The sequence below is a fragment of the Ramlibacter sp. PS4R-6 genome, assembly GCF_037572775.1.
GTDB lineage: Bacteria > Pseudomonadota > Gammaproteobacteria > Burkholderiales > Burkholderiaceae_C > Ramlibacter.
On the sequence record NZ_JBBHKA010000001.1, the window covers coordinates 1,350,781 to 1,367,919 of the forward strand.

Genomic DNA, 17,139 nt, shown 5'->3' on the forward strand with positions numbered 1-17,139 from the left:
CATGCGGGTGGTCTTCAACGCGACCGCGTTGCGGGTCCCGCTGGCAGGGGTCGGGCAGTACACGCTGCGGCTGGCGCAAGCGCTGCAGGCCCTGCGCACCGTCGACCTCGATTTCTTCGACGGCCGTGATTTCTCGCGCGAGCTCCACGTGGATGCGTCGGCGCGCCGTGCACGCGTCTACGCGCGTGCGCGGGCGGCGGTGCCGGCCGCGTACGCGATCCGGCGCTGGCTGCTGCAGCGGCGCTTCGATGCGGGCCGCGCGGGCCACGACCTCTACCACGAGCCGGCCACCGTGGCCCTGCGCTTCGACGGGCCGACCGTGCTGACCGTGCACGACCTGTCCTGGATCAGGCATCCGGAGACCCATCCCGCGGCGCGCGTGCGCGAGCTCGAGCGCGTGTTCGCGCCGGGGCTGGCCCGCGCCGCACGCGTGATCACGGGGTCCGCCTCCGTGAAAGCCGAGATCGCGCGCGAATTCAGCTATCCCGCGGACCGCATCGATGTCATCCCGCACGGGATCGATCCCGTGTTCCGGCCGCGCACGGCCGAGGAGACGCGCGCGGTGCTGGATCGTCACGGCCTGCGCCATGGCGGCTATTTCCTGTGCGTGGGCACGCTCGAGCCGCGCAAGAACCTCCGGCTCGCGCTGCAAGGCCACGCAAGCCTGCCGGCCGCGCTGCGCGCGAAGTTTCCCTTGGTGGTCGCCGGGATGGCCGGTTGGGGCGATGCGGTGGTGCCAGCGTCGCAGGCGCAGCTGCTGGGCTACGTCGAGCGCGAAGAGCTCGCGGGCCTCACCGCCGGCGCGCTGGCCCTCGTCTATCCCTCGCGCTACGAGGGATTCGGGCTGCCGCCGCTGGAAGCCATGGCTTGCGGCGTGCCGCCCATCACCGGCAATGCGTCGTCCTTGCCCGAAGTGGTGGGCGACGCCGGTCTGATGGTCGATCCCGACGATGCTGCCGCGATGACGCGGGCCATGGCGTCGCTGGCCGGCGATGCGCAGCTGCGCGAGACGCTGGGCCGGAGCGCGCTGGACCGGGCGCGGAAGTTCACCTGGCAAGCCTCGGCGCAGGCGACGGTGCAGTCCTACCGGCTCGCGCTGGGCCGCGCCGCATGAAGCGCCTCGCGCGCCGCGTCCTGGCGCGCGTCGCGCGCACGGGCTGGGTGCGCGCCTCGGTGTTCCCGCTGCTGCGCCGCTTCCCGTCGCTCGCGATGGCGGTGGACCGGCTCGTCGGGCTCGGGCGCCGCGAAGCACCCGAAGGCGACCTGGTTGCGCCGGGCGATGCGCAGTCCGCCGAGCTCGGCGAAAACGCGCGGCGCGTGCTGGCCGACCTGCGGCGCGTAGCCGCGCGGGGCGGTGCATTCGCCAACGCTCCGCGCGCCGGACGGCTGCGCGTCGCGCTGGTCTCGCCCTTGCCGCCGCAACGAACCGGCATCGCGGCGCATGCCGCTGAACTCGCGCAGCGCCTGGGCGAGCGAGTTGACCTCGAAACCGTCTCGCCGGAATCCGCCGCATCGTTCGCGGGGCGAGCGGAGGGGTTCGACGCGGTCATCTACCAGGTGGGCAATTCGAGGGCCCACCGCTTCGTCGCCGAGCTGCTGGAGCAATGCCCCGGCATCGTGGTGCTGCACGACGTCTACCTGAAGGCCCTGCTCGACGAACTCGAGCGCAGCGGCGCGCGGCCGCACGCCTTCGTGCGCGCGCTGTACGACTCGCACGGCTGGCCGACGCTGGCCTTCCTTGGGCGCGAAGGGCGCGACGCGGCGGGATGGCGCTACCCCGCGAGCGGCGCGCTGCTGGCGCGTGCGACGCGTGTCATCGTTCACTCGCAGCATGCGCGGGCGGAGATCCACCGCTGGTGGGGCGACGCGCTGGCGCAGCGCTGCGACGTCGTGCCGCTGCTGCGCGAACCCGTCGCGGCGGTGCCGCGCGACGAGGCGCGCGGCCGGCTGGGCATCGCGCCGGGCGAATTCGTCGTATGCAGCTTCGGCATGCTGGGCCCGACCAAGTGCAACCAGGAACTGCTGGACGGATTCCTGGCCTCGACGCTGGCGCAGGACCGAGCGTGCCGGCTCGTGTTCGTCGGCGAGAACGTCCCCAACGCCTACGGCGCGCAGATCGGGCGCGCGGTCGCGTCGCATGGCGCGGCGGCGAGCATCGCCGTAACGGGATTCGTCGAGCCCGCGGACTACGCGCTGTGGCTCGCCGCCACCGACATGGCGGTGCAACTGCGCCGCCAGTCGCGCGGCGAAACGTCGGCAGCGGTGCTCGATTGCCTGGTGAACGGGGTGGCGACCGTCGTCAACGACCACGGCAGCGCGGCGGACCTCGATGCTTCTGTCGCGCTCAAGCTGCCCGATGCATTCACGACCGCGGAGCTGGCGCATTCCATCGAACGCTTGCGCGGTGACGCCGGGCTGCGCGCGCGGCTGGCGGCGGCCGCCACGGCGGTCCGCGAACAGCACGGCGCATCGCGCGTGGTTGCCGGCTACCTCGCCAGCATCGAGGCGAGCGCGCGGTCGCCGCTCGCTGGCTACACGCGCCAGTTGCACACGGCCGCCGCGGCACTCGCCGGCCGGCCCGACGCGGACTTCGCCGTCGCGGCAGGCGCAATCGCCGCCGCCTTGCCGCCTGCGGGGCTTCGGCAGCTCTTCGTGGACGTCTCCGCGCTGGCCCGCACCGACCTGGGCACGGGCATCCAGCGCGTGGTGCGCGAGGTCCTGCGGCAATGGTTCGATGCGCCGCCGCAAGGCTGGCGCGTGGAGCCCGTGCACAGCGCCGGCGCCGGGCAGCCGTGGCGGCATGCCCGCCGCTTCGCCGCGCAGCTGGCCGGTGTGCCGCGCCTGCGCATGGAGGAAACCGTGATCGAGCCGCGCGCCGGCGACGTCTTCCTTGCGCTGGACCTGCACATCGCCGTCACGGTGGAGAACGAAGCGCTGCTGCGCCGCATGCGCGACGACGGGGTGAAGGTCGTCTTCGCGCTCTACGACCTGCTGCCGGCACGCATGCCCTCGTCGTTCCCGCCGGGGATGCAGGCCGACTTCACGCGCTGGCTGGCTACCGTCGCGAACGTCGCGGACGGCGTCGTCGCGATCTCTCGCGCGACGGCCGAAGACTTCGCCGCGTGGCTGGACGAACATCCGCCGCAGCGCACGCGGCCGCTGGACATCGGGTGCTTCGCCCTCGGCGCGGACCTGCCGGGCGATGCGAACGAAGCACTGCCAGGATCAGAGGCGCGGGAGCTGGAGTCGGCGACCGCACGAAGGGCATTGCTCATGGTGGGCACGATCGAGCCGCGCAAGGGCCACGTGCAAGCACTCCTCGCGATGGAGCAGTTGTGGGCGCGGGGCGTGGACGTGAACCTCGTCCTCGTCGGCAAGGCCGGCTGGATGACGGACGACCTCGTGGAGCGGCTGCGTCGCCACCCGCAGCGCAATCACCGGCTGTTCTGGTTCGGGCAGGCGTCGGACGCGCTGTTGGGACGCCTGTACGCGTCGTGCTCCGCGCTGCTCGCGCCGTCGCTCGGCGAAGGCTTCGGCCTGCCGCTGGCGGAGGCGGCGCGGCAGGGCCTGCCCATCATCGCGCGCGACTTGCCGGTCTTCCGCGAAGTCGCGGGCGAGCATGCCTTCTATTTCGAGGGGATGGCCGCCGGCGACCTGGCGGCGGCCATCGAGCGCTGGCTGGCGCTGCACGAACGCGGCGACCATCCGCGCCCCGAAGGCGTGTCGCCGCGCAGCTGGCAGGACAGCGCCCGCTCGCTCGAAGACGTGGTGCTCGGCGGCCGCTGGCTCAGGCGCTGGTCCGCGCCGTCGTGACCGGTTCGACGGCCGGCGCTTCGGTGAGGCGCGGCAGGCCGAACACCTCGATCGGCTGCGGCAAGCCGCGCAACTGGACGCCGCCCAGCGGACGCAAGGGGGCAGCGATGCCCACGCGCGCCTGCGGCCCCACGATGAGCGTCTCCTCCATGTCGCGCGCCAGTTCCTGCAGCCGTGAGGCCAGGTTGATGCACGTGCCCACCGCGGTGTAGACGCTGCGCGCGGAACTGCCGAGGTCACCCACCAGCGCTTCGCCCGCTTCGATGCCGATGCGCATGCCGATGGCCTTTTCGCGGCGCGCCGTGCGCCGCACGTTGAGCGCGGCGAGCGCATCCAGCATTTCCAGCGCCGCCTGGAACGCACCGGCCGCATGGTCCGCGCGGTCCAGCGGCGCGCCCCAGAAGGCGATCAAGCCGTCGCCGGTGTAGCGGTCCAGCGTGCCGCCACTGCGCAGCACCGGCTGCGTGATGGCTTCGAGGAATTCGGTGGTGAGCGTCGCGGAGTGTTCCAGCCCCGACTCCGCCGTCAGGCGCGTGTAGCCCGCCATGTCGGCGACCAGCACCGTGATCTGCTTGCGCGCGGGCGTCAGCGTGTTCTCCAGGCCCTGCCGCACAAGCAGGCGCAGCACGGGCTCGGCCACGTAGTGCGCGAGCGTGTTGAGGATGCGGCGCGAGGTGCGGCGTGCCTCGGCCAGGTCCAGCGCGAGCCACGCGGCAGCGAACGAGACGAAGCCGCCGACGGCCGGCAACACCGCGGGCGCGGAGCCCGCGCCGAAGGCCGCGGCGCACAGCGCCAGCCACGCCGCACCCAGCAGTGCAAGCAGCGCCACGCCCGCCGAGGTGCGCCACGCGAACGCGGCCGCCAGCACGGCGAGGCCCGCGAGCAGCCCCAGCGCCGACAGCACCTGCGGGTCGACGAGCCAGGCGCCGGGATGCGGGCGTTCGAGCGCGTTCAGCAGTTCGGACAGGACCTGCGCGTGCACCAGCACCCCGGCCGTGACCGGCTCCACCGGCGTGGCGACGTAATCGCTCAGCCCGACGGCGGACGAGCCGATCACCACGTACTTGCCGCGCACGAGCTCCGGGTCCACCTGCCCCTGCAGCACCGCTTCGGCGGGCAGGGTGAAGAAGGAGTGCACGTCGCGCCTGAACGGGATGCGCCAGCCTTCGCCACGGTGCGGCCCCAAGCCGTCGAGCGCGCGCTGCGCGGCCTTCGCATCGACGCACTCCATGAGAGCGACCGACAGCGTCGGGTATGCGCGCTCGTGGACGGCCGCATGCAGGAACACGCGGCGCACCACGCCGTCGGCGTCGGGTCGCACCGAGATGTGCCCGACGCAGCGCGCCTGGCGCAGGCCGGCGTGGTTCGCCACGTAGCCCGTGGCCTGCGGCATGAGGTGCGGATGGGCGGGCGCGCGCGTGCCTCCCGCCGGCGTGCCGATGGCGATGCCCGAGCCGCGCTGCACGAAGTCCAGAACCTGCGCGAGCGCCAGCGGCGCATGCTGCGCCAGCGAAGCCAGGCGCGCGTCGCCCGCGGCGTCGGCGGGCTCGGGCAGCACCATGTCCAGCGCCACGCCTTTCGCGCGCAATGGGCCGAGCAGTTCCTCGATCAGGTCGGCCATGCGCGCGCGGCTCCACGGCCACATGCCCATCTTCTTGAGCGACTCCTCGCTGATGTCCACGACCACGACGCCGGGCACGGTGTAGTCGGCGGCGGGGCGTGGCGTGAGCGCATCGCGGCTGCGCTCCTCGAGCACCTGCAGCGGCGGCAATAGCCAGAAGCATGCGGCGACGGCCAGGGCGACGGCGCCCGCCGCCAGCGCGCGGCGCAGCACCGCGCGCAGGGGCTGCGGCGTGGGCGAAGGCGGCGCGGTCTGTGGCTGCATGCGAATGTCGCTCCAGGAGCCGACGTTATACTGCCTCGCCCCGCTGGAGCAGCGGCCCGCAGCGCACTTCCATGGTTCCAGCATCCCCCCGTCCCCCGGCCGCCTTGCGCCTGTACGCCTGGAGCGACTTCATCCTCGCCAGCGCCGCGCGCGAACTGCGATCGCGCTACGCCCGCTCGCTGCTCGGCTGGGTCTGGCTGGTGCTGCCGCCGCTGGTGCTCATCGCGATCTACGCGCTGGTCTTCAGCCAGTTGATGCGCGGCGCCGGCGCGCTGCCCGACCGCGGCCCGTTCACCTACAGCATCTACCTGTGCGCGGGCCTCATCACCTGGCAATGGTTCTCCGAACTGCTGTCGCGCGTGGCGGGCCTGTTCACCAACCACGCGACCCTGCTCAAGAAGACCATCGTGCCGTGGTACGCGCTCCTGGCCGTCGACGTGCTGGTGACGAGCTTCGGCCTGGTGGTGCAGTCGCTCTTGTTCGCGCTGGTGCTCGTCGCCGTCGACCTGTGGCCGGGATCGCGCGTGCTGGCCTTCGTTCCGCTGGTCTTGTGCCAGGCGCTGCTGGCCGTGGGCCTCGGGTTGGGCATTGCGGTGCTGCAGGTGTTCTTCCGCGACGTCGCCCTGGCGTTGCCGTTGGTGCTGCAGTTGTGGTTCTGGCTCACGCCCATCGTGTACCCGCTGGCCGCGGTGCCCGAGGCCTTCCAGTCCTTCGTGCAGTGGAATCCCCTGCAGCCCATCGCGGCCGGCTACCAGCACATCGTGCTGGCGCCGGACATCGCGGCGTCGTGGCCGCGCATCGGCATCGTCGGCGCCTTCGCGGTGCTGCTCGTGCTCCTGTCGTTGCGCCTGCTCCGGCGCAACCAGGGCCCCATCCGCGACGAGCTGTAGGCATGACGCAGGCAGTCGCCCCCATGTTGTCCGTGCGCGGTCTCGGCAAGTGCTTTCGGCGCTACCCGAGCCGCTGGGCGCAGCTGCGCGAGATCGTCACCGGCCGCGCGACGCACGAGCCGCACTGGGTGCTGCGCGAGCTGTCGTTCGACATCGCCGGCGGCGAAGCCGTGGGCCTGGTCGGCCGCAACGGCGCGGGCAAGAGCACGCTGCTGAAGCTGCTGACGGGCGTGCAGGTGCCGACCACCGGCGCGATCGAGCGGCGCGGCTCCATCGCCGCGATCCTCGAACTGGGCGTGGGCTTCCACCCCGATTTCACCGGCCGCGAGAACGCGCGCCAGCAACTGCTGCTGCAAGGCGTGCGCGAGGACCGCGTGCCCGCTCTGTTGCCGCAGGTCGAGGCGTTCGCTGAAGTGGGCGAGTATTTCGACGAGCCGGTGCACACGTATTCGTCGGGCATGCAGATGCGCGTGGCCTTCAGCGCCGCCACCGCCATGCAGCCGGACGTGCTCATCGTCGACGAGGCGCTGGCCGTGGGCGACGCCTACTTCCAGCACAAGTGCTACGAGCGCCTGCGCGGCATGCGCGAAGCGGGCGCGGCGATCGTGCTGGTCTCGCACGATCCCGCCCCCGTGCGCAACCTGTGTTCGCGCGCGCTGCTGCTGGAAGACGGGCGCGTGGTCGAGGACGGCGCGCCGTCCTCGGTGCTGGAGACCTACAACATGCTCCTCGCGCCGCAGATGAGCCGCCAGTACGCGGCGCTGCCCGCGGACGCGCAGGGCCAGGGGCGCCGCGGCGGCACCGGCGAGGCGCACATTGAGTCGGTGCAGTGGCGCCAGGAAGGCCAGCCGCGCCAGGTGCTGGTGAGCGAGGTGCCGGCGGAGCTGGCGCTGCGCGTGCGCGTGGCGCAGCCGCTGCAGGACCTGACGGTGGGCATCCTCGTGCGCGACCGGCTCGGCAACGACCTCTTCGGCACCAACACGCACCACCAGGGCGTGGAACTGCCGCGCGAGCCCGGCGTGTACGACGTGGTGTGGCAGATGCCCGGCTTCCACCTCGGTCCCGGTTACTACAGCCTCACCGTGGCCGCGCATGCCGGCGCGCAGCACCCCGCCGGCAGCTACGACTGGTGGGACCGCTGCCTCACGTTCCAGGTGTTGCCGCGCGGCGGCCCCGTGGCCATCGGCCCGTGCTCGTTCGACGTGAGCGTGTCGTGGGGGACGGCGTGATGGGCATCGTTCGCAAGCTCCTCGACATGCTGCGCTTCGCTCGCTACGGCCCCACGCGCGTCACCGGCGTCGAGCAGCGGGTGCAATCGCTCGAGGGCGTCGCGCAGGACGACCAGGTGCGCTGGTCCGGACAGCAGCGCGCGAACGACAGCCTGCAGCAGCAGCTCACGGACGCCAACCTGCGCATCGACCGCCTGCTCGAACAACTGGCGCAAGCCGAACGGCGTCTGGCCGAAACGGCGGAGGACGCGCGCCGCGATGCCGCCGCGTTGCGAGGGCAGGTGGGTGGTTTCGCCGCCGCGCTCGACCGCGTGTCGGCGCCCTCGCAGGACCGTCCCGCCGCTGTTTCTCCGAGCGCCGCGGGCCTCGAAGAAGGTTTCTATCCCTTGCTCGAGTCGTATTTCCGTGGCTCCGAAGGCGACGTGGGCCAGCGCCTCGCGGCCTACCGCGAGTGGGTCGACGCCATGCCGCCGGGGCGCGTCGCGGACCTCGGCTGCGGCCGCGGCGAGTGGCTGGCGCTGCTCGCGCAGTGGGGCCGCGGCGGCGTCGGCGTGGATTCCAACGCCGTGGTCGCCGCGGAGTTGCGCGCAAAGGGCCTGCAGGTCGAGGAGGCGGATGCCGTGCGCTGGCTGCAGGGCCAGCCCGAAGCTTCCTTCGCGGGCGTGACGGCGTTCCACCTCGTCGAGCACCTGCCTTTCGGCGTGCTGCTGCGCCTGCTGATGGAGGCGCACCGCGTGCTGGCCCCGGGCGGCTCGCTGGTCCTGGAGACACCCAACCCCGAGAACGTGGACGTCGCGACGCGCAGCTTCTGGCTCGACCCGACGCACCAGCGCCCGCTGCCGGTCGAGCTGCTGGAGCTGGCGCTGCGCTACTGCGGCTTCGGCAAGCCCACGGTGCTGCGCCTGCACCCGCCGCCCGGCGGCGGGCCGGGGCGCGACTACGCGCTGATCGCGAACAAGGCGGCCGCGCAGTGAGCGGGCGGCGCGTCCTGGTGCTGGGCTCCTACCCGGCGGTGAATCCCCGCCACGGCGGGCAGGTGCGCCTGTCGCAGGTGGCGCAGGCGTACGCGGCGCGCGGCTTCGACGTGAAGCAGGCGAGCTTCTTTCCCGCGCATGCGTTCTACACGGACAGCCGCATGGGCCCTGCCGACGTCCCGCTGCCCGTGCAATCGCTGCGGCTGTGGCGCGGCGAACCCAGCGAGTGGGTCGAGGACCTCGCCTCGGGCGAGGTCGCGGCGGCCACGCCCGCGCGCGTCGAGGCGCTGGAGCGCTACGCCGTGCAGGCCGACGTGGTCCACCTCGAACAGCCCTGGCTGCTGCCGCTCGTCGAAAGGTTGCGCGAGCGCGGGCGCATCGGCGCGTTCCGGCTCGTGTACGGTTCGCAGAACATCGAACACGAACTCAAGCGCGCGATCCTGCGGCAGAACCGTGTCCACGAAGAAGAGGACATCGCCGGCGCCGTGCAGGCGCTGGAGCGCCGCTGCGCCGAACAGGCCGCGCTGGTGGCGGCGGTGACGGCCGAAGACGCTGCGGTGCTGGCCGGCTGGACGCGCGCGCCCATCGTGCTTGCGCCGAACGGCATCGCGCCGTGGACGAGCGATCCGGCGCGGCGCCAGCGCTGGTCGCAACGCATCGGGCCCGCACCGTTCGCGCTGTACGTGGGCAGCGCCCACCCGCCGAACGTGCAGGGCTTCTGCGATTGCTTCGGCGCGAGCCTGGCGGCGCTGTCGCCGATCCACCGCGTCGTCATCGCCGGGCATGTGTCGGAGTTCATCCTGCGCACGCCCTGGTTCAAGGAGTGGAAGTCGCTGAACGAGCGGCGCACGGTCGCGGTCGGTGTGCTGTCGCAGGAGGACCTCTCGGCGGTACGCGACCTGGCGCATGCGTTCCTCTTGCCCGTCACCGCGGGCGGCGGCTCCAACCTGAAGACCGCCGAAGCGCTGTATTCGGGCAAGCACGTCGTGGCGTCGCCGCTCGCGATGCGCGGTTTCGAGGGCTTCGCCGGCTTGCCGGGCTTGCGCGTCGAGGCGCCGGGGCACGCATTCGCGGCCGCAGTGGCCGACGTGCTGGAGGCGCCCGCGCGGCCTGTGGAACGCGACGCGCGCGAGCAGCGCGATTCGCTCACCTGGCAACACACGCTGCGCGCACTGGGCGAGGCGGCCGAAGGGGTGGTGGCGCCATGAGCCTGTGGCTGCACGTGTCGACGCTCATGAACTGGGACCGGCCGCCGGTGGGCATCGTGCGGGTCGAGCGCGAGTACGCGCTGTGGCTGCTCGAGCATGCGTCGCAGGCCCACGACGTGCGCTTCTGCGTGTACGACCGCGCGGCGGAGCGCTTCGTGGAAGTGCCGCGCGCACAGGTCGAGGAGCGCCTTGCCGTGAACCGCGAGTTGGCGCCGCCCGCCGCGCCGCGTGGCGAACTGGCCGGGTGGAAGCGCGCCATCAAGAACGCCTGGTACGCGGTGCGCCCGATGCTGCCCCCGCAGTGGCGCGACCGCATGGTGCTGCGTGCCCGCACGGGCTACCACCACCTGCTCGTCGCACGCGAGCGCTGGCGCCGCCGCCTCGCGCGCCTGCTGCAGGGACGCGCGGCCGCGGACGCACCGGCGGCGAATTTCGCGCGGGGCGATCAATGGGTGTCGTTGGGCGCCGACTGGGAATACCTGGACCAGGAAGCGCTGTACCGCATCAAGCATGACGTGGGGCTGCAGGTCACGCTCATCTGCTACGACGCGATCCCGGTCGTGCTGCCGCAACTGTTCGTGGACGTGCTCTCGCGCGAGCGCTTCGGCAGCTACCTCGCCGAGCTCGCCTGGTGCGCCGACCACGTGCTGTGCATCTCGGAGTGCACACGCCGCGACTTCGAGCGCGTGATGCGCGAGATGGGCGCGCCCGTGCCGCCCACGCACGTGATCCGCCTGGGCGACGAGATCCGCGAGCCGAAATCCGAGGCGCCGCCGGCCGGTTTCGACGTCGACGGCCGGCCGTTCGTGCTGTACGTCTCCACCATCGAGCGGCGCAAGAACCACGAGGTGCTCTACCGCGCCTGGGCGCGCATGCGCGACAACGGCATCGTGCCGCACCGCCTGGTGTTCGTCGGCATGCGCGGCTGGGGCGTGAACGACCTGATGAACGACCTGCGGCTGGACCCGCGCGTGCACGACGACATCGTCGTGCTGGACCGCGTGGGCGACCCGGCGCTGGCCTGGCTGTATCACCACGCGGCCTTCACCGTGTTTCCCTCGCTCTACGAAGGCTGGGGCCTGCCGGTGGTCGAAAGCCTGGGCTGGGGCAAGTTCTGCGTGGCCTCCAGCGCAGCGTCGCTGCCCGAGGCCGGCGGCGACTGGGTGGAATACATCGACCCGTGGGACCTGCCGCGCTGGGTCGAGCGGCTGTCGTATTTCATGACCCACCCGCAGGAAGTGCAGGCGCGCAACGAGCGCATCGCGCGCGAGTACCAGCCCACCGCGTGGCGCGACACCAGCGCGGCGATCCACCGCGTCGCGATGCCGGGCGACGTTTATAGTCCCGGGCAACCATGAACGCCTCTCCCACTTCCTGGACCACCTGGCTGCTCGTCCTTGTCGCGGTCCTGTGCAATGCCTCGGCGCAGATCCTGATGAAACGCGGTGGTGTCACCAATGCCGGCGACTGGCACCAGTGGGTCACGTGGAGCCTGTTCGGCGCCGCGTCGCTGTACGTGGTGAGCTTTGCGATCACGCCCGTCGTGTACTCGCGCATGCCGTTGTCGCTGATCTCGCCGCTGATGGCCGGCGCGATCTTCGTGCTGATCAGCACGGCCGCGGTGGTCTTTTTCGGCGAGAGCCTCAACGCGCTGCGCATCGCGGGGATGCTGTGCGTGCTGCTCGGCATCTTCCTCCTGTCCCGGAGCCAGTGACGCTCCAGCGCCGCAGCGGCTTTCCCGCGGCCTTCGCCGCTGCCGCCGGGATCCTGTTCGCGGCCTGGCTCTACGGCGCCGCGGTGATCGACCCGCGCTCGTCGGGCTGGCTGCTGCTGGGCGGGGACTCGGCGCAGCACTACATCGGGTTCGTCTACTTCCTCAACCAGCCGTGGCACTGGCCGCCGGGGCTGATCCTGCAGTTCGGCGACCCGACCTCGGTCGTCTTCACCGACTCGATCCCGCTGCTGGCGTTCCCCGCCAAGGCGCTGGGGCTCGCGGGCCGCTGGCAGTACTTCGGCTTGTGGATCGTCGCGTGCCACGCGCTCGCGGGCTGGTTCGGCGCGCGGCTGCTGCAGCGCTTCGGCTGCGGCAACGCGGCCGCGTCGATCGGCGCGCTGTTCTTCGTCATCTCGCCGACGATCCTGCTGCGCGCCTACGGGCACGAGTCGCTGATGGGGCAGTTCCTCGTGATCGCGGCGCTGGAGCGCGCGCTGCGGCCGCAGTGGCGCGCGCGCGGCTGGCTGCTGCTGGCCGTCGTTGCGTTGGTGGTGCATGCGTACCTGGCGACCATGGTCCTCGTGCTGGGGGCGGCGGCCGCCGTTGCCGCATGGGTGAACGGCACGGAACGCGTGGGCAAGCTGGCGCTGGAGGGCGTCGTCGCGCTGGTGGTGATGGCCGCGGTCGCCTGGCCGGCGGGGTACCTCGTGGGCGCCGGCGACTTCGTGGCCCTGGGCTACGGGCACTTCTCGGCCAACCTGCTGACGTGGGTCGACCCGATGGACTGGGCGGGCTTCAACCGCTTCTGGGGCCGCGAGGTGCCGTACGCGCGCGAGTGGTCGCGCTTCCTGCCCGCGCAGCAGCAGGCGACGGTGGGGCAGTACGAAGGCTTCGCCTACCTCGGTGCCGGGATGCTGGGCCTGGCTGCGCTCGCGATCGTCGCCGCGCTGCGCAAGCGCAACGAACCCGTCCTTGCCAATGTGCGATGGGTGGTCGCAGCCTGCGTGGCGATGGTGCTGCTGGCGGTCTCCACGCGCGTGACGTTCGGCGGCGCGACGCTGTTGCACCTGCCGCTGCCGCCGGAACTCGAAGGCAAGCTCGGCGCCTTCCGCGCCGGCGGCCGCTTCGTGTGGCCGCTGACCTTCCTGGTCATGGCGTGGGCGGTCGCGCGCGTGGCCTCGCTGCGTGGCGGCGTGGCGCTGCTGGTGCTTGCCGTGATCGTTCAGTGCGCGGACTTGTCGGGCAAGGCCCACGAGTTCCGCAAGCGCTTTCGCCAGCCGTCGGCCGAGCCAGCCGTGGCCGAGTACGCGGCGGCCTGGCGCGCGCTGCTGGCGAAATGCCCGCGCGTGGAGATGGTGTCGGCGAAACATCCGGGCGAAGGCTGGGCCGGCCCGGCCATTGCCGCGGGCGAGTCGGGCGCGCTTTTCACGCCCGCGCCGACCGTACGCTATTCGCAGCAGCTGGAGCGCGAGCGGGTCGCGCACGTGGAGGCCCTGTTCCAAGGCGGTTTGTGGCGCCGCGACACGATCTACCTGCTGGCGCCGCCGCTGCCCGCCGCGGTGACGCTGGAGAGCCTGGACAAGGCCCTGCCCGCCGGCATGCGGCGCCTGCGAGTGGGGCCTTCCGACGTGCTGTTCGACACGCGCTGCGCGGGGGCGTGACATGGGCAGCCTGCGCCTCGTCCTCGCGACCCTCGTGCTGCTGAGCCACGCCGGCGTGCGCCTGCACGGACTGAACCCGGGTGTCGTCGCGGTCGTGGTCTTCTACCTGATCTCGGGCTACGTCATGGCCGGCCTGATCCACAAGCATTACGACTCGCCGGGTGGCATCCCGGGCTTCTACGCGGACCGGGCGTTGCGCATCTTCCCGCAGTACCTGTTCTACATGCTGGCGGCGCTGGCCTGGCACCTGGCGACGGGCACCCAGACGCTGTTCCTGACGCGCACGCCCACCGCGCAAGACCTGTTCAACAACTTCACCGTCATCCCGCTGAACTTCTTCATGTTCAATGGCGCGGACGGCTACTCGCTGGTGCCGCCGGCCTGGTCGCTCGGCGCGGAACTGCAGTTCTACCTGCTGGCGCCGGTGATGCTGCTGTGGCCGCGCATCGGGTTGGTCCTTGCCGCCATTTCCGTGGGGGTGCAGGTAATGGCCATGCACGGTGTCCTGAACACCGACTGGTACGGCTACCGGCTGCTCGCCGGCGTGCTGTGGTTCTTCGCGGCCGGCATGCTGATGTTCCACCTCAAGCCCCGCGCGGGGGCGATCCTCGCCGTGCTGGCGCCGGTGCTGGCGGCCGCGGCCTGGCTCTACCTGCGCGCACGGCACCTCGATGGGCTCACCTACAACACGGAAGTGCTGATCGGGTGGGGCGCCGGCATCCCGCTCGTCTGGTTGTTGGGGCGGCGGCGCAGCGGCAAGTTCGACCGGCTGGCCGGCGATGTCTCGTACGGCATGTTCCTCAACCACTTCCTGCTGATCTGGCTGCTGTTCCCCGCGTCCGGGCTCGGGGCGGCGCAGCTGGCCGCGCTGGCCGTGTGCAGCTTCGCGCTGTCCTGGGCGACGCAAAGGGCGCTCGAGCGGCCGGTGCTGGCCTGGCGCCGGCGCCTGCGGGCCCGCACCGATGGCACAAGTGTGACCTGAGTCACAATACCGAACCCGCCCCGCTGCAATACTCCAAGTAGGAGTACTCCAACCGGGCCAGGAGAACGATCGGACATGACAAAAGGGAAATTGAGAGCGACGGTGATTGCTGCCGGCATGCTGGCTGCCTTGTGCTTCGGCGGTGCCGCCGTGGCGCAGCAGGCGCCGGCCGGCACGGTCGTTTTCGTCTCCGGCCCCGTCGAGCTGGTCAGCGCCGATGGCTCGCGCAAGGTTGTCCAGGCCGGCGCCGCGATCCGCGCGGGCGAGCAGGTCGCCACCGGCGCGGACGGTTATGCGCACGTGCGCATGATCGACAACGCCTTCGTGGCGGTGCGGCCCCAGTCCCGGCTGGCCGTCGAGACGTACGAATACGATGCCACCAACCCGTCGGCCAGCCGCATCAAGCTGCAGCTGTTCGAAGGCAATGCCCGCACCGTCTCGGGCAAGGGCGGCGAGGCCGCCAAGCACAACTACCGTTTCAACACGCCCATGGCCGCGATCGGCCTGCGCGGCACCGACTACACCGTGCTCTCCTCGGACAGCGCCACGCGGGTGTCGGTCGCGCGCGGGGCGGTCGCCGTCACGCCGCTGGGCGGCGGCTGCCAGGCCGACGCGCTGGGCCCGTGCGCAACCGGCAACACGCGCGAACTGAGCGCGAGCACGCAGCACGCCTATCTCGAGGTCAGCGCCCAGAACCGCGTGCCGGTGCTGGTGAAGCCCGAGCAGGATCCGCAGGGCGGCAGCAACCAGAACCCGCAAGGGCGCCCGGAAGAGCCGCGCGCCGACAACCGCCAGGACCTGAAGTCAAAGGACGCCGCCTCGCAGGTCGCAGCCGACAAGATCGCCCTGGCGCTGTCCACGCCCCCCGAGGTGGTGACGCCGCCGCCGCCGCCGCCGCCCGCGCAGTTCGTGTGGGGCCGCTGGTCCACCTACGCCAAGGGCGAAGGCTCCCCGGCCATCACCGCGCTGCTGGACGGCAAGCGCGAGATCGTCTATTCGAACGAGGTGTTCGGCCTGCTGCGCAACGACCCGATCCCCCGGGACATCCCCTCGCAGGGCGCGTTCGCCTTCCAGCTGGCCGGCGGCGAGGCCTATTCGGTGTCGCAGGGCGTGGCCACGCCCGCGCAGGTCAATTCGGGCACGTTCGGCCTGGACTTCAGCAAGCGCACCTTCGAAACCACCCTTTCCGTGCAGCATGCCCAGGGCACGGAACAGCTCAGTGCCAAGGGCAACGTGCAGTTCCAGGGCTTGTTCGTCGCCGATCCCGCGCGCTCGAACATGAACCTCGCAGGCGCGGTGTCCGGCGACGGCACGCAGGCGGCCTACCTGTTCGACAAGCTGTTGGCCAGCGGGAGCCTCCTGGGTGTGGTTCGCTGGGTTCGCTAAGGCGGCTCGCGGGCTTGTCACTGCACTTCCGGTCCTAGCCAGCATCCTCGGCGGCGGGAAGGCGCTGGCCCAGAACGACGAAGCCCTGCGCTGGTACACCCAGGGACTGCAGGCCCTCGAGGCCCGCCGTTTTTCCGAAGCACGCACGCTGCTGCAGCAAGCGGTCCAAGCCGACCCGACCTTCGCCGGTGCGTGGCTCGACCTGGCCATCGCCGCGAACGCGGACGGCGATCCCGTCGAAGCCGAGGAATTCCTGGCGATCCTGGAGGCGCGCTTCGCCGTCCCCCCCGTGATCGCGCAGCGCGTGTCGGAGTTGCGCAGCGTGATCCAGCGGCGCCGGAACATCGAGGCGCGCGCCTGGGTGTGGTCGGCCATGCTCCAGGCCGGGACCGGCTTCGACACCAACGCCAATGCCGGCCTCGCGCAGTCGGACCTCACGCTCACCTTCCCCGGCGGCTCGGTCGTGCTGCCGATCGCGGACACCCAGCGGCCGCGCCACGACGGCTACTTCGCCTCCAGCATGCTCGTCGAGGGCCAGCGCCCCTCGGAAAGCGGCCAGTACGAGGTGGCCGCCAGCCTGCGTTCGCGCGCCAATGCGCACCTGCACGCGTACGACACGATCGACTTCCAGACCGCGCTTGCCTACGCGGGCGGCGGACCGGCATTCGACGGGCGGGTGCCCTTTGTCGCCGGCCCTTGGCGCGTCGCCGCGACGCTCCAGCGCCTTTGGCTGGGCAATTCGACGCTGCTGGATAGCGCATCGTTTTCTGCCGTGCATGCCTGGCCGTCCTTGCGCTGCACGCCGCAGGGCGGCATCGAGCTGAGCGTGCGGCACTTCCCGGTGGCCAGCAACCTCGACAGCCACCTCGTCTGGCTCACGGGCAGCGCCACCTGCGACAGCCCCTGGGCGGGCCCCGGCGCGCGCACGACGGCGCAGGTCCGGGTTGGCTACGAATCGGGTCGTGGCAATTTCGCAACGCCCGCGGGGCGGCCGGGCGACGATACCCGCCACTACGAAGCCACCCTTTTGCAGCGCTGGGGCTGGGAGGGGCGCCAAGGCAACCACCGGGTCGAGGCCCAGGTGCAGTGGGCGCGGGCCGAGGACACCCAGGGCTACAGCCCTCTCCTGGCCTCCAACGCTGCCCGCCGGGTCAGCCGCTGGACAGGCGCCTTGTCGTACAGTCACCCCCTCGGAGTCCTGCCCGTGCTGGGCGGCGGCTGGCTCGCCACCGGGACGCTCCAGGCTTTCCGCCAGCAGTCCAACCTCGAGCTATTCCGACTGCGGGGCGAGGTTATCCAGCTGAGCCTGCAAAAAAATTGGTGAGTAGGACAGGGGAAGTGTGGCGCGTGGGCCACGAACCACAGCTGGCGAAAAACGCAGCCCCTTTTGTGACGGC

The 17,139-nt window shown here is 71.7% G+C and carries 13 protein-coding genes; 12 read left to right on the forward strand and 1 reads right to left on the reverse strand.

Annotated features, from left to right (window positions below; all coding sequences use genetic code 11):
- Position 1: 1 nt before the first annotated feature.
- Both WG903_RS06685 and WG903_RS06690 read left to right on the forward strand, forming a co-directional pair.
- Positions 2-1,114, forward strand: a complete 1,113-nt coding sequence (locus WG903_RS06685) for a glycosyltransferase family 4 protein (RefSeq protein WP_340073495.1) — start codon at positions 2-4, stop codon at positions 1,112-1,114.
- Positions 1,111-3,813 carry a glycosyltransferase gene (locus tag WG903_RS06690; RefSeq protein WP_340073499.1) on the forward strand — a complete coding sequence of 901 codons (2,703 nt, stop codon included), beginning with the start codon at positions 1,111-1,113 and terminating at the stop codon, positions 3,811-3,813. Before WG903_RS06685 ends, WG903_RS06690 begins: the two co-directional genes overlap by 4 nt.
- On the opposite strand, the gene WG903_RS06695 is transcribed toward WG903_RS06690, so the two are convergent.
- Positions 3,788-5,698 carry a CHASE2 domain-containing protein gene (locus WG903_RS06695; RefSeq protein ID WP_340073501.1) on the reverse strand — a complete coding sequence of 637 codons (1,911 nt, stop codon included), beginning with the start codon at positions 5,696-5,698 and terminating at the stop codon, positions 3,788-3,790. The two genes, WG903_RS06690 and WG903_RS06695, sit on opposite strands and share 26 nt — an antisense overlap.
- A 71-nt stretch (positions 5,699-5,769) precedes the next feature.
- Between WG903_RS06695 and WG903_RS06700 the strand changes: the two genes are divergently transcribed.
- From WG903_RS06700 to WG903_RS06745, 10 genes are all read left to right on the forward strand, one after another.
- Positions 5,770-6,588: an ABC transporter permease gene (locus tag WG903_RS06700; protein WP_340073504.1), complete on the forward strand. Its 819-nt coding sequence runs from the start codon at positions 5,770-5,772 to the stop codon at positions 6,586-6,588.
- Positions 6,589-6,590: 2 nt separating this feature from the next.
- A complete protein-coding gene (locus WG903_RS06705; RefSeq protein WP_340073507.1) occupies positions 6,591-7,817 on the forward strand; it encodes an ABC transporter ATP-binding protein in 1,227 nt (408 codons plus the stop codon).
- Positions 7,817-8,791 carry a class I SAM-dependent methyltransferase gene (locus WG903_RS06710; protein WP_340073509.1) on the forward strand — a complete coding sequence of 325 codons (975 nt, stop codon included), beginning with the start codon at positions 7,817-7,819 and terminating at the stop codon, positions 8,789-8,791. The genes WG903_RS06705 and WG903_RS06710 overlap by 1 nt, the downstream gene beginning before the upstream one ends.
- A complete protein-coding gene (locus tag WG903_RS06715) occupies positions 8,788-9,999 on the forward strand; it encodes a glycosyltransferase (RefSeq protein ID WP_340073512.1) in 1,212 nt (403 codons plus the stop codon). Before WG903_RS06710 ends, WG903_RS06715 begins: the two co-directional genes overlap by 4 nt.
- Complete coding sequence (locus WG903_RS06720; protein ID WP_340073514.1) at positions 9,996-11,357, forward strand: glycosyltransferase family 4 protein; 1,362 nt, start codon at positions 9,996-9,998, stop codon at positions 11,355-11,357. Before WG903_RS06715 ends, WG903_RS06720 begins: the two co-directional genes overlap by 4 nt.
- On the forward strand, positions 11,354-11,713 hold the full coding sequence (locus WG903_RS06725) for a hypothetical protein (protein ID WP_340073516.1): 360 nt from the start codon (positions 11,354-11,356) through the stop codon (positions 11,711-11,713). Before WG903_RS06720 ends, WG903_RS06725 begins: the two co-directional genes overlap by 4 nt.
- The gene (locus tag WG903_RS06730; protein ID WP_340073518.1) at positions 11,710-13,374 is read left to right on the forward strand and encodes a DUF6311 domain-containing protein; all 1,665 of its coding nucleotides are present in this window, start codon (positions 11,710-11,712) and stop codon (positions 13,372-13,374) included. The genes WG903_RS06725 and WG903_RS06730 overlap by 4 nt, the downstream gene beginning before the upstream one ends.
- Before the next feature lies 1 nt (position 13,375).
- Positions 13,376-14,356 (forward strand): acyltransferase family protein, encoded by a 981-nt coding sequence (locus tag WG903_RS06735; RefSeq protein ID WP_340073520.1) that lies wholly within the window; start codon positions 13,376-13,378, stop codon positions 14,354-14,356.
- Positions 14,357-14,431: 75 nt separating this feature from the next.
- Entirely contained in the window at positions 14,432-15,742 is a 1,311-nt protein-coding gene (locus WG903_RS06740; protein ID WP_340073522.1) for a FecR family protein, read from the forward strand.
- The gene (locus WG903_RS06745) at positions 15,720-17,066 is read left to right on the forward strand and encodes a tetratricopeptide repeat protein (protein ID WP_340073524.1); all 1,347 of its coding nucleotides are present in this window, start codon (positions 15,720-15,722) and stop codon (positions 17,064-17,066) included. Before WG903_RS06740 ends, WG903_RS06745 begins: the two co-directional genes overlap by 23 nt.
- Positions 17,067-17,139: the final 73 nt, after the last annotated feature.

Excerpts from the sequence above, each read along its gene's own strand:
- WG903_RS06685 (WP_340073495.1), top strand. The coding sequence starts at position 2 with ATGCGGGTGGTCTTCAACGCGACCGCGTTGCGGGTCCCGCTGGCAGGG.
- WG903_RS06690 (WP_340073499.1), top strand. The coding sequence starts at position 1,111 with ATGAAGCGCCTCGCGCGCCGCGTCCTGGCGCGCGTCGCGCGCACGGGC.
- WG903_RS06695 (WP_340073501.1), bottom strand. The coding sequence starts at position 5,698 with ATGCAGCCACAGACCGCGCCGCCTTCGCCCACGCCGCAGCCCCTGCGC.
- WG903_RS06700 (WP_340073504.1), top strand. The coding sequence starts at position 5,770 with ATGGTTCCAGCATCCCCCCGTCCCCCGGCCGCCTTGCGCCTGTACGCC.
- WG903_RS06705 (WP_340073507.1), top strand. The coding sequence starts at position 6,591 with ATGACGCAGGCAGTCGCCCCCATGTTGTCCGTGCGCGGTCTCGGCAAG.
- WG903_RS06710 (WP_340073509.1), top strand. The coding sequence starts at position 7,817 with ATGGGCATCGTTCGCAAGCTCCTCGACATGCTGCGCTTCGCTCGCTAC.
- WG903_RS06720 (WP_340073514.1), top strand. The coding sequence starts at position 9,996 with ATGAGCCTGTGGCTGCACGTGTCGACGCTCATGAACTGGGACCGGCCG.
- WG903_RS06725 (WP_340073516.1), top strand. The coding sequence starts at position 11,354 with ATGAACGCCTCTCCCACTTCCTGGACCACCTGGCTGCTCGTCCTTGTC.
- WG903_RS06735 (WP_340073520.1), top strand. The coding sequence starts at position 13,376 with ATGGGCAGCCTGCGCCTCGTCCTCGCGACCCTCGTGCTGCTGAGCCAC.
- WG903_RS06740 (WP_340073522.1), top strand. The coding sequence starts at position 14,432 with ATGACAAAAGGGAAATTGAGAGCGACGGTGATTGCTGCCGGCATGCTG.